The organism is Chryseobacterium aahli, assembly GCF_022699665.1.
GTDB lineage: Bacteria > Bacteroidota > Bacteroidia > Flavobacteriales > Weeksellaceae > Chryseobacterium > Chryseobacterium aahli.
The window spans coordinates 548274-560842 of sequence record NZ_JALDNB010000002.1 but is presented as its reverse complement, the minus strand read 5'-3'; the positions used below and the strand labels follow the sequence as shown (position 1 = coordinate 560842).

Annotated in this window: 10 protein-coding genes and 1 pseudogene; all 11 read left to right on the top strand. The window is 30.0% G+C overall.

Features of this window, described 5'->3' with window-relative positions; all coding sequences use genetic code 11:
• The first annotated feature begins 17 nt into the window (after window positions 1–17).
• Entirely contained in the window at window positions 18–1361 is a 1344-nt protein-coding gene (locus MQX03_RS04760) for a nucleotide sugar dehydrogenase (RefSeq protein WP_242801861.1), read from the top strand.
• Window positions 1362–1365: 4 nt separating this feature from the next.
• Complete coding sequence (locus MQX03_RS04755; RefSeq protein WP_394801735.1) at window positions 1366–2544, top strand: nucleotide sugar dehydrogenase; 1179 nt, start codon at window positions 1366–1368, stop codon at window positions 2542–2544.
• A gap of 13 nt (window positions 2545–2557) precedes the next feature.
• Window positions 2558–4087: a lipopolysaccharide biosynthesis protein gene (locus tag MQX03_RS04750; protein WP_242801860.1), complete on the top strand. Its 1530-nt coding sequence runs from the start codon at window positions 2558–2560 to the stop codon at window positions 4085–4087.
• Window positions 4088–4130: 43 nt separating this feature from the next.
• Complete coding sequence (locus tag MQX03_RS04745; protein WP_242801859.1) at window positions 4131–5258, top strand: polysaccharide pyruvyl transferase family protein; 1128 nt, start codon at window positions 4131–4133, stop codon at window positions 5256–5258.
• A 6-nt stretch (window positions 5259–5264) separates the two neighbouring features.
• Complete coding sequence (locus tag MQX03_RS04740) at window positions 5265–6245, top strand: glycosyltransferase family 2 protein (RefSeq protein WP_242801858.1); 981 nt, start codon at window positions 5265–5267, stop codon at window positions 6243–6245.
• Between the two features lie 3 nt (window positions 6246–6248).
• On the top strand, window positions 6249–7436 hold the full coding sequence (locus tag MQX03_RS04735) for an EpsG family protein (RefSeq protein WP_242801857.1): 1188 nt from the start codon (window positions 6249–6251) through the stop codon (window positions 7434–7436).
• Between the two features lie 40 nt (window positions 7437–7476).
• Window positions 7477–8571 carry a hypothetical protein gene (locus tag MQX03_RS04730; protein WP_242801856.1) on the top strand — a complete coding sequence of 365 codons (1095 nt, stop codon included), beginning with the start codon at window positions 7477–7479 and terminating at the stop codon, window positions 8569–8571.
• Window positions 8571–9701: a glycosyltransferase family 4 protein gene (locus MQX03_RS04725; RefSeq protein ID WP_242801855.1), complete on the top strand. Its 1131-nt coding sequence runs from the start codon at window positions 8571–8573 to the stop codon at window positions 9699–9701. The genes MQX03_RS04730 and MQX03_RS04725 overlap by 1 nt, the downstream gene beginning before the upstream one ends.
• A 1-nt stretch (window position 9702) precedes the next feature.
• Entirely contained in the window at window positions 9703–10908 is a 1206-nt protein-coding gene (locus MQX03_RS04720) for a glycosyltransferase family 4 protein (protein ID WP_242801854.1), read from the top strand.
• 7 nt (window positions 10909–10915) lie between these two features.
• Window positions 10916–11524: a sugar transferase gene (locus tag MQX03_RS04715; protein ID WP_242801853.1), complete on the top strand. Its 609-nt coding sequence runs from the start codon at window positions 10916–10918 to the stop codon at window positions 11522–11524.
• Window positions 11525–12308: 784 nt separating this feature from the next.
• A pseudogene (locus MQX03_RS04710) lies at window positions 12309–12560 on the top strand (sugar transferase); the annotation flags it as partial.
• Between the last annotated feature and the right edge of the window lie 9 nt (window positions 12561–12569).

Here is a 12569-nt window from a genome sequence, read left to right as displayed (position 1 = left end):
AAATATTGTATACTAAAATGGATAAAGAAATTAAAATCAGCATCATTGGCTTAGGGTACGTAGGTTTACCTTTGGCTCGTTTGTTTGCTACAAAATATTCTGTTGTAGGGTTTGATATCAACCAACGTCGAATTAAAGAGATTAATGCAGGAAAGGATTCTACATTTGAAGTGGAAGATGATATACTCGAAGCTGTTTTGGTAGGAGAAAATCCGTTTGGTTCTTCTGAAAATGCGGAAAGTTCTTCAAATGTTTCTACAAATACTATCGAAAATAAGAAAGGATTGTATTGTTCTTCCAATTCTGAAGACATTAAAGAAGCAAATATTTATATCGTTACCGTTCCTACTCCTGTTGATAAGCATAATCGCCCTGATCTAACGCCTTTATACAGAGCGTCAGAAACCGTTGGAAAAGTACTTAAAAAAGGGGATGTCGTGATCTATGAGTCTACGGTTTATCCTGGAGTGACGGAAGAAGAATGTATCCCTGTTCTGGAAAAAGTTTCAGGCCTAAAATTTAATGTAGACTTTTTCGCAGGATACTCTCCTGAGCGAATCAATCCAGGCGATAAAACACGTACAGTAGATAAGATCTTAAAAGTGACGTCAGGTTCTACTCCTGAAATCGGTACATATGTCGATGAATTATACAAGTCAGTCATTACAGCGGGGACGCATTTAGCTCCAACCATTAAGGTAGCAGAAGCATCTAAAGTGATTGAAAATTCCCAACGTGATATCAATATAGCATTTGTTAACGAGTTGGCAAAAATATTTAATCTTCTGGATATTGATACCCATGCAGTTCTTGAAGCCGCCGGTACTAAATGGAATTTTTTACCATTCAAACCAGGATTAGTCGGTGGGCATTGTATTGGGGTCGATCCATTTTATCTGGCACAGAAAGCTCAGGATGTTGGTTATTATTCGGAACTGATTTTGACGGCAAGAAGGCTGAACGATTCTATGGGATCTTTTGTAGCGTCTCAGGTCGTAAGAACAATGATCAAGAAAGGAGTCAATATTTATGGAGCAAAAATTCTTAATCTCGGCATCACTTTCAAAGAGAATTGTCCTGATGTAAGGAATACAAAAGCTGCTGACGTCATTAAAAGCTTAGAAGATTTTGATTTTGAAGTGACCACATTTGATCCCTGGGCAAATCCTGATGAAGTACAGCATGAATATGGATTTCGGTCAATCAATTCTCTAGATGAGATCAAAGATAAATTTGACGCAATCGTTCTTACGGTAGCTCATCAAGAGTTTTTAGATTTAGATTTAAAGCTATTATTGAAAGATGGGGGTGTTGTGTATGATGTAAAAGGAATTTTGGAAGAATGTGATAACCGCCTGTAGAAGCATGAATAGACAAATGAAAATTGCCGTCGTAGGCACAGGTTATGTAGGCTTATCGAATGCTGTTCTATTAGCACAAAACAACGAAGTTGTGGCAGTAGATATAGTTGCAGAAAAGATTGATATGCTTAATGCAAAAATATCACCTATTGAGGATGGTGAAATAATAGATTTTTTGACAAACAAAGATCTTAATTTCAGAGCAACTTTGGATGTTAAAGATGCTTTTGAAAATGCAGATTTTGTGATCGTTGCAACACCAACTGATTATGATACTAAAACTAACTATTTTAATACAAATAGTGTAGAGTCTGTTGTAAAAGATGTTAAGCAACATAATCCTAGTGCTATAATCATCATTAAGTCTACAGTGCCTGTTGGTTTCACGGAAGACTTAAAAAAGAGATTAGAATTTGATAATATTATTTTCTCTCCTGAATTTTTAAGAGAAGGTAAAGCGTTGTATGACAATTTATATCCTTCCCGAATTATTATTGGTGAGCAAAGTGAAAGAGCTAAAGTGTTTGTTGATTTGTTGAAAGAAGGAGCAATAAAAGATGATATTTCGATTTTATTTACCAATCCTACAGAAGCGGAAGCAATTAAGTTATTTTCAAATACCTATTTAGCTTTACGTGTTGCTTATTTTAATGAATTAGACAGTTATGCACAAATTCATAATTTAGACAGCAGACAAATCATTGAAGGAGTAGGTCTGGATCAGCGTATTGGATCTCATTACAACAACCCTTCTTTTGGATATGGCGGGTATTGTTTACCTAAAGACACAAAACAATTATTAGCTAATTATGATACTGTACCCAATAATATTATTCAGGCAATTGTAGATGCAAACCGTACACGTAAAGATTTTATAGCCGATTCTATTTTAGAAAGAAAGCCCAAAAAGGTGGGTGTTTATCGATTGATTATGAAATCAGGTTCTGATAATTTTAGGGCTTCAGCGATACAAGGAGTCATGAAACGAATCAAGGCAAAAGGTATTGAAGTTGAAGTGTATGAACCTGTTTTGGAAGAGGAAACTTTTTATGGGTCAAAAGTTGTCAGAGATTTGGAAAAGTTTAAATTAGAATGTGATGTAATCATCTCTAATCGTAATGCTCCCGAATTAGCAGATGTACAGGATAAAGTGTATACAAGGGATTTATTTGGTAATGATTGAAAGAATATAGTAGGTGTCAAATATAAACAGCATAGCAAAAAATACAGCATTTTTATATCTAAGGATGTTTTTTATCTTGGGTGTAACATTATATACATCTAGAATTGTATTGGATCAACTTGGAGTCTCAGATTACGGAATTTACAGTTTAGTTGGAGGTATTGTATCTATGCTTTCTTTTTTTAGGGGGGCTATGGCCAATGCGACACGCAGGTATTTATCATTTGATATTGGAAAAGGTGATTTTGAACGACTAAAAAAAACTTTTAGTGCTACTTTAACAATTCATTTTATAATAGCTATTGTAGTACTTATCTTGGCCGAAACTATTGGTTTATGGTATTTAACAAATAAAATGGTTTTTCCCGAGAATCGTCTATTTGCAGTTCAGGTTGTTTATCAATTTTCGGTTTTAACGTTCTTAATAAATATCTTACAAGTACCGTATGATGCTTTACTGCAAGCAAGAGAAAAAATGAAGATTTATGCAATAGTAAGTATTGTTGAAGCTTTTCTAAAATTAGCGATTGTTTATGTGTTAATTTATTTTGGGAGCGATAAACTAGTCACTTTTTCCATTCTAACTTTTTTTGTGGCTCTAATTATAAGATTGATTTATCAATTTTACTGTAGAAATAATTTTGTTGAAAGTAAGTATCAATTTGAATATGACAAGCAATATTTTAAAGAACTACTTACGTATTCTGGTTGGAATTTATTTGGAAGTTTGGCTGTAGTTGCGCGAGGCCAAGGGAGTAATGTTATATTAAACTTGTTTTTCGGAACTACAATAAATGCAGCATATGGTATAACAACGCAGATACAGATGGCTGTACAATTGTTTGTTAATAATTTTCAATTGGCAATCAATCCTCAGATAATAAAAACATATGCACAAGGAGATCTTAAACAAAATCACAGATTAATAATAAAAGCATCTAAATTGTCGTATTTTTTGTTATTTATTATCATTTGTCCAATTTGGTTTAATATAGATTATATTTTGCAACTATGGTTGAAAAATATTCCCGAATACACTCCAATATTTGTTAAACTTGTGTTGATATATGTATTGATAGATACTATATCAGGTCCATTAATGGTTGGAGCGCAAGCAACAGGTAAAATAAAATTTTACCAAATTATTGTTGGAACATTATTATTTTTAAATCTTCCTATTTCTTATTTTTTACTTAAAGAATGTAATATGAAACCAATGATTGTTTTTGATTTGATGATCATTCTTTCAATAATTACACTATTCTTCAGAATATGGTTTTTAAAAAATATGATTAATCTAAGTGTAAAAGAATTCATAACGAAAGTTTTATTACCAATTCTTTTTGTATCAATAGTTTCAATTGTTATTATTTTTTTATTTATACCATTATTTAAGACGGATAATCAATTTGTAGTATTTCTCTTTAGAGTATGTACTATTTTCATAATAATTTGTCCTTTAATTGCGACTTTAGGATTACATCGGGAAGAAAAGTATTTCTTAAAAGCAATTTTTTTAAAAAAAACAATAAAGAAGCAATAGATATTGATTTACAATATCATAATGTAAACTTAGCTTTAAAGAAATGAGAATATTAATAAAATTGTATGCAAATTTGAATTTGGGAGATGATCTTTTTTTAAAAATTTTATTGGACAGATATCCCGAAGTAAAATTCGTACTCCCAGCGCCAAATCAATACAAAAGTATTTTTAAGAATTTTGATAATCTGGAGATTATAGAAGACTCTTATAAATTTAAATCGGGATTGATTCAAAGAGCATTTAATCATGTTGAAAGATACTTTTTTCGAGCTAAATATTTAAAGAAAATAAAAAGAAGATTTTCTGAAAATTTTAGAGTTCATGATTACAAATTTGATGCTTTTATATCAATTGGAGGCTCAATTTTTATGCAACAGAAGGTGTTACCAGTTTATAGCAGCTTGATTTATTATGATTTGGCTCAACAATACTGTAAGAATACGTTCTATTTGGGATGTAATTTTGGACCCTACAATGATCCAAAATTTTTTAAAGGTTATAAAACTATTTTTTCTAAGGCACAGGATGTTTGCTTTAGGGAAAATCTATCTTACAATTTATTTTCAACATTAGATAGCGTTAGATGTAAACCAGATATAGTTTTTGGATTAAAATTTTCTGAAGTTATTAAAAGAAATAAATCTGTTGGCTTTTCTGTAGTCCGCGCCAGAAATGGTATTAATAGTGTTGATTACATGAAAAAATATGCCGAGCTAATAGAATTTTATTATAATAAAGGTTACGAAATTTATTTATTTTCTTTCTGTGAAGGTCAAGGTGATGGTAGTACAATAGATTCGATTTTAGATTTGGTGAATAATAAAAAAAATATAAACAAAGTTATTTATAATGGTGATATAGATGAATTTTTAAACATATACTCTTCAATAGAACAAATGTATTGTGGGAGATTTCATGCTATGATATTAAGTATGATTTTCAATCAGAAAATTTTTCCCATTACCTATAGTAGTAAAATGTTAAATGTTTTAAATGATATTGACTATCAGGGACAGACTGTTAGCTTAGAAAGCTTTTCAACTATTCAGCCAAACGATTTATTTGAGCAGATAGATTTAAATTTTTATGATATTAAAGATTTTAAAAATAAAAGTACAGAACAATTTCAGGTCTTAGATTCGTTTATCAAAGAAGAACTTTCCAAGTAACAAATTATGAAGCTCTCAATAATAGTTCCCGTATATAACTTAGAGAATTATATATCTAGATGTTTGGATAGTATTCTAATTCAGGATTTCCCTGATTATGAAATTATCATAATAAATGATGGGAGTACTGACAGATCATTGTCTATTTGTGAACACTATGCATTAGCAGATAGTAGGATTAAAGTATTTTCTCAAAAAAATAGTGGTGTAAGTAATGCTAGAAATATGGGGATTGAAAACTCCTGTGGCGAATGGATATGTTTTATTGATGGAGATGACTTCATTAACAAGCAATCTTTAAATAAAATTTTTAGTTCAAGAGATATGTCAAACTATGAATGTGTAGTTGCTAGATCACATATAAATGATGGGGTGGGGATAATTAAAGAGAAATATGAATATAATGAATCTTTTGTAGATGAAACTTTCGATGGCGTTAGACTAGCTGTTGATAGGGGCTACTTTAGGGGGAGTATTTGGGGAGCTTTTTATAAAAGACAGTTTTTGATTAACAATAATATAGTTTTTCCTCCAAATATAAAAAATGGTGAAGATGCAATTTTCTTCTCAATGGTGTTAATCTTCGCTAAGAAAATTACTTTTTCTGATATAAATTTTTATAATGTTTATGAAAGGCAAGGTAGTGCATCAAGGAGCTGGACTTTTGATAGAGTGATTTATATGGTGAATAATATTAAATTTATAAATTCTTATATAACGAGTAATCCTCATTTAAGTGTCGGGGCAATTAACATTTTACACTACAACATATATAGAACTATTTCTGTAATTTATAATTCATTTTCAAGATGTTTTTCTTTTAAGAATTTTTTCATTCTCAATTCAAAATTGAAAAAAGAACTTACGTTTAAAATTAATGTTGGAGAAATATTTCTCTCATCTTCAAAGATCAATTTACTAAATATCTCTCTTAATTTATTTGCTTTATCAATATTGATCAAAAATAAAATAAATAAAAAAATATAGCTCATGTTTTTACAAAGTATTTCCGTTTACCTTATTCTGATGCTTTTTATGATGCTATGTGGAATTTACGCAGCTAAGAAAGAAAATAAATATAAATCTTTTAATGGTGAAATTATTATAGAAAGAAGATCTTTTTGGAATATCGAAATTATTTTTCCATTAATAGTTTTTGCAGTAGTCATGGGTATGAGATATGATGTAGGCACAGACTATTTTTCATATTTATATAATTATTTAGACAAGACTTATTCTGGTAAGGGCGAAATATTATTTAATTTATTTTCAGACGTTGGATGGTATCTTAATTTACATTACACTGTTTTCTTTGCAGCTATCGCATTTACACAAATACTATTTTTTTTTCTAGCCTTTAAAGATGAAAGATATTTATTTCCTTTTTTGATATTTTTCTTATTTACCAATGGTAACTTTTTATTTTTGATGAACGTTCTTCGGCAAGCCCTTGCTATGTGTATATGGTTATATGCTATTAGATTTATAGATATAAAAAAAAAATATGTATATTTTCTTATATGCGTAGCTTTATTTATGATTCATCGGAGCTCAATTATTTTGTTTATTTTTTACCCTATTTTAACAAATAATAAAGACTATTTTGAAAGTGTCAAACTACAATTAATTTTGTTTTTTTCTGCCTTTATATTCAAGCTATTATTTTCGAGTATTATTATACAATTAGATCCAATTATAAATTTTTATACTTCTTTACTGGGAGATGGGTTATATGATAGTTATAGTGTGAGTAGTTTAGTAAGTGGAATTGTAGAAAGTGAAGGCTCTGGTATTGCAAAATACTTTAAAATATTATTAAATTTAATAATTATTTTGTATAGCACAAATCTGAAAAAATATTACAACAGCAACCGATTTATAATAATCTATTTTTTCTTTTTTCTAGGAGTTATAACAACCTATATTTTTCCAGATGGTGCAATTTCTTTATCTCGCCCATTTAGATATTTTTATATATTTCAACCGATTATGTATTCGTACTTTTTATACTATTTGTATAAGAAGAAAATAATTGAAAAAAATTTTTTATTGTTAGTAGGAATTATAATACTATTTGCGTGTATTTTCTTACTCTCTCAATATTCTGCGACAGAAAATTCTCATTCATTATATCAGTTCTATTTCCAAAAATTGTTACTAAAAGAATATCCTAATTAGATACTGACCTATTTTATATAACTTTTATAAAAGCAAAATTATGAGATTATTACACAGAGTGCTCTTACTTATCATCTTAAGTATATATAATATTAGTTACGCACAAGATCAAAAGGTTAAGATCTTTAACGAAGAAATTAAATCAAATAAAAAGTACAACTTTCAAAAAATAAAATCATTTGTTCAAAATAAAAATGCTTATGATTTTATGGCATTAGGTTATTTTATAAATGCTAATAATAACATGTATGTAAAAACAGGTGATAAAACTTATTTAGAAAATAATTTAACAATTATCAAGCCTATTTTAATAGAGAATACAGAAACGAGTTACTTTAATAATAACTGGAAAATGAATGCACCAATAAATAATCAAAATTCGGTTGTGAATGGAAAGGAACATCAGATTTCTGAAGGGTATTTTTTTAGATACGTCGGGGAATTTCTAGATATTATTTCTAAAAATAATTTATATGGAAATTATCAAAATTCAATATTGAATGGACTCAAATATTCTTTCAATAAATGGAAAGATAAAAGCTTCAGCAAATACAATGATTACTCGTTACTGTTTCATCAATACCTTCATACTGGTGCAAATTGGGCTATTGTTGCATTATATTTGAATAAATATGATTTTAAAAATAGTCAAACTTATCTGACTTTTACTAATCAGTTTGATCAACAATTACGTACAGCATTACAACTTAAAGATGAAAAAGGTGTAAAGTATTATGTGTGGAATAGTAATTATCCTGAAAGATTTTGTGCTCTACTAAAAAGTATCAAAAATTACGATCCAATTATCCAAGATGTTTCTCACGGTAATCATGTTGTACTATATCTGTTAAAAGCGAAGGAATTGAAAAATAAGAACTGGGAAAATTTCAATTTCATTTATTTAGCAAATACTTTAAAAATTAAAATATTAAAGAATAATTCTATTTCCGACAATGTAGATGGTTCCTCATCAAATGCAGTTAAAAATACTGGCTGGAAGATTTCTGATGGTTGGATGAAACTTATTTATTATGATAAAAGTTTATATCCTTTATTTGAAAAAAGTTTAACAAATTATCAGAACAAGATAAACAATTCAGTTCTAGAGTCGCAGTTTAACTCAATTTATCCTTAATGATTCTTCATATTACAAACGATTATTCGGGATCAACCGTTTACAAAAATTTAGTCAAAAATCTAGATGATCTGCATGTATCACAGATTGTCTATACGCCTGTACGTGAAGCTGCTCGCTTAGACAAAAATAAAATTGATCTAAAGAGTGATCACTCAGAAATAATTTACCGCCATATTTTATCAAAATATGCAGATCGTATCTTATACCAGAAAAAAGTAAAAAAAATCATTAGTGATATAGAGTCAAAAGTAGATTTATCTAAAATCAGATTTATACATGCCCACACTTGGTACAGTGATGGAGGGGTTGCATATGAGCTTCATAAAAAGTATAAAATCCCTTTTATCGTAGCCATAAGAAATACCGATTTAAACCTGTTTCTAAAATATTTTTTGCACGAAAGAAGTTATGGACGAGAGATACTTTTAGCTGCTGATAAGATTATTACCATATCAACTGTATATAAAAACAGAATGTCTGATGATAAAAGATTGGCACCTATAATTTTAGAAATCAAAAATAAGATTACTGTTATTCCCAATGGTGTAGACCCTTACTGGATTGATTCAAAAGTTTCAGTCAGAAAGCAGATCGATAATAAAGATGTAATTCAATTACTTTACATTGGGAAATTTGATAAAGGTAAAAATGTTGTTAATCTTGTGAACGCTGTTAAAAACCTAAATAAAAATAGTACAAACAATTTCGTATTAACGCTTATAGGTGGAAAGGGGAACTCAGAAAAAAGAGTACTCAGTGCCATCAAAGATCAAAGCTGTTTTAATTATGTAGGAAGAGTGGATGATCTTACAGAATTAAAAAGATATTTCCAAAAGAGCGATATTTTTACGATGCCATCTAAAGCCGAAACGTTCGGGCTCGTATATATGGAGGCACTCCTGCAAGGATTACCCATCTTGTATACAAAGAATGAAGGAATAGACGGATTGTACGAAGATCTGATAGGTGAGAAAGTTGAGAATACATCCGTGCGTGAAATTGAAAATAAGATACAACTTTTACTTAGTAATTATAATCACTACAATTTTAGTATAGAAAAATTTTCAAAAAATCATGACTGGAAAAGAATAGCTGAAGTTTACCGACAACTATATATACAACAATAAAATGAACATCCTATACATTCATCAATATTTTCTTACACCACAGGAACCAGGGGGAACCAGGTCGTACTGGCTTGCCCAGGAACTGATAAAAAACGGACATAAAGTCACGATGCTTACTTCATCAACTAAATTTGCAGAAGAAATCAAAGAAATCAATGTAGATGGAATTGAAGTAATTTATCTTAAAGAAGAATATGACCAGAACATGAGCATTACGAGAAGGCTGAAAGCTTTCGTGAAATTCATGTATAAGTCTTCGAAAATCGGTCTGATGCAAAAGAATATTGACTTAGTAATTGCAACTTCTACACCGCTAACCATTGGCGTTCCTGCACTTGTCTTAAAATGGTTAAAGAAAAAACCTTTTGTTTTTGAAGTAAGAGATCTCTGGCCGGAAGTTCCTATTCAGATGGGTGCCATTAAGAATAAGTGGATGATTAAAGCGACCCGTTCGCTCGAAAAGCTAATCTATAAAAATGCATCCCATGTCATTGCTTTGTCACCGGGAATGCAAGATGGAGTTCTTCAATATCTTCCGATCGATAAGACGTCCATGATTCCCAATATGGCAAAGATGGATGAATTTTGGCCCAGAGAGAAAAATAATCTGCTCATGGAGAAACTGGGTCTTCAAAAAGATTCTTTTAAAGTAGTACATTTTGGCTCGTTGGGCTTAGCTAACGGTGCTCATACAATCATTGAATCTGCCAGATTATTGAAAGACCATGGGGATGTAGAGTTTTTATTTGTTGGCGGAGGTTCTACAGAACAAGAACTTATAGAGGAAGTGCAAAAACATAATTTAGAGAACGTTAAATTTTTAGGGAAGTTCCCCATGAAAGATGTCTCAGAAATTGTCAATTTTTCTGATGTTTCTCTGATCTCTTTCTTAGATCTTCCGATCCTTTATACCAATTCACCAAATAAACTTTTCGATTCTCTTTCGGCAGGTAAGCCTATTATCGTTAATTCAGCAGGATGGACGAAAGCAATTGCTGAAGACTATCGTTGCGGATATTATGTGAATCCGAAAAATCCACAGGAACTTGCAGACAAAATATTGTTTTTAAAGAGTAATCCAGATATTTCAGCGGAGATGGGTATCAATTCAAGGATGTTGGCAGAAACAGTATATGATAAATCTATTTTATGCAAACAATTTGTACAAGTGATTGAAAGTGTTTCAGATAATATTAATAAAGGCTAATTATAATATGCTATACAGAAAATACTTGAAGAGGGCTTTTGATTTTTTTGTTGCATTCTTGGGATTAGTGATATTATCGCCTGTATTTATCATCGTAGTGATTGGGTTATATTTTGCGAACGATGGTAAACCCTTTTTCTTACAAAAACGGCCGGGCTTAAATGAGAAGATATTCAATATCATCAAGTTTAAGACAATGAATGACAAAAAAGACAAACAGGGTAATTATCTGCCTGATTCGGAAAGATTAACACCAATTGGAAGTTTTATACGTCAGACTTCTCTGGATGAGCTTCCACAATTAATTAATGTGCTGAAAGGAGACATGTCGCTTATAGGTCCGAGACCTTTATTGCCACAATACCTTTCTTTATATAATGAATCTCAAAAACGAAGACACAATATACGCCCCGGAATTACAGGCTGGGCACAGGTGAATGGTAGAAATGCCATTTCCTGGACGATGAAATTTGAATTAGATATATGGTACATCGATAATGTATCGTTTACAACAGATTGCAAGGTAATGTTTCTTACTTTAAAAAAAGTAATAAAAAAAGAAGGCATCAATCAGGCACAACAGGCTACGGTAGAGGCTTTCAAAGGAAATAATTAGTTCAGATAGAATATGTATATAGCACATTATGGGATTCAAGTTGATGAATGTTGGCTACAATTCTTGCGATATATTTCAGTTGAGGCTAATTATAAAATCAAATCATTAACAAAACGATAACATGTTAGCAAAATTGTTAATGATTCAATAATCAAAGATAAAGCGTTATTGATAATTAATTCGGATTTATAATTTATTTATTGTGAATTATTAATATTAATAATGTAATTTTGATTAGAAATAAACAAAATTTATTTACAAAAAAGCGAAAACGGTAAGATTTTTGATGCAGCAGATGTGGAGATTATAATAAGCGAGATGGCTGACATTATAAATTTCCATATAAATTATAAAGTATAAGAAGCTTTCTTGTAAGATTTGAAAACTAAAATATGATAGATGTGTAATCAATAATTAGTTTCAATAATTATGATTTATGAATTAAGGTAGGAATTACTACTACAAAACACACACAAAGAAAGAACGGAAAATTATTGATCTCTTTGAGATTATTGAAACAGTATTGATTTCAGAGCCAAATTCTATACGAATTTGGTGAGATTTTGAAACTGCTTGGTAACATCTGATGTAATATCTTAAAAATTCCCAAAATTAGGAATTATAGATGCTGTTATTTGATACATGATGCTTTGTCATCAAAAAATAAAAAAATACACAAAAGATATAAAGGAAATTTATTAATCGATTTCAAATATAATAGAAAAGATAAATAAAATACTTACAGATTTTGAAAGCTAAATTAATACGTATTACAACGCTATCTCTTTCTTTATATAATGAATCTCAAAAACAAAGACACAATATACGCCCCGGAATTACAGGCTGGGCGCAGTTGAATGGTAGAAATGCCATTTCCTGGACGATGAAATTTAAATTAGATATTATGGTACATCGATAATGTATTTTTTGCAACAGATTGCAAAGTGATGTTCCTTACTTTAAAAAAGTAATAAAAAAAGAAGGTATAAACCAAGCGCATCAAGCTACGGTAGAAGTTTTTAAGGGAAATAATTAATTTAAATAG

Coding starts and splice junctions, on each gene's coding strand:
- MQX03_RS04735 (WP_242801857.1), top strand. CDS start 6,249: ATGTTTTTACAAAGTATTTCCGTTTACCTTATTCTGATGCTTTTTATG.
- MQX03_RS04745 (WP_242801859.1), top strand. CDS start 4,131: ATGAGAATATTAATAAAATTGTATGCAAATTTGAATTTGGGAGATGAT.
- MQX03_RS04715 (WP_242801853.1), top strand. CDS start 10,916: ATGCTATACAGAAAATACTTGAAGAGGGCTTTTGATTTTTTTGTTGCA.
- MQX03_RS04725 (WP_242801855.1), top strand. CDS start 8,571: ATGATTCTTCATATTACAAACGATTATTCGGGATCAACCGTTTACAAA.
- MQX03_RS04730 (WP_242801856.1), top strand. CDS start 7,477: ATGAGATTATTACACAGAGTGCTCTTACTTATCATCTTAAGTATATAT.
- MQX03_RS04760 (WP_242801861.1), top strand. CDS start 18: ATGGATAAAGAAATTAAAATCAGCATCATTGGCTTAGGGTACGTAGGT.
- MQX03_RS04720 (WP_242801854.1), top strand. CDS start 9,703: ATGAACATCCTATACATTCATCAATATTTTCTTACACCACAGGAACCA.
- MQX03_RS04740 (WP_242801858.1), top strand. CDS start 5,265: ATGAAGCTCTCAATAATAGTTCCCGTATATAACTTAGAGAATTATATA.
- MQX03_RS04755 (WP_394801735.1), top strand. CDS start 1,366: ATGAATAGACAAATGAAAATTGCCGTCGTAGGCACAGGTTATGTAGGC.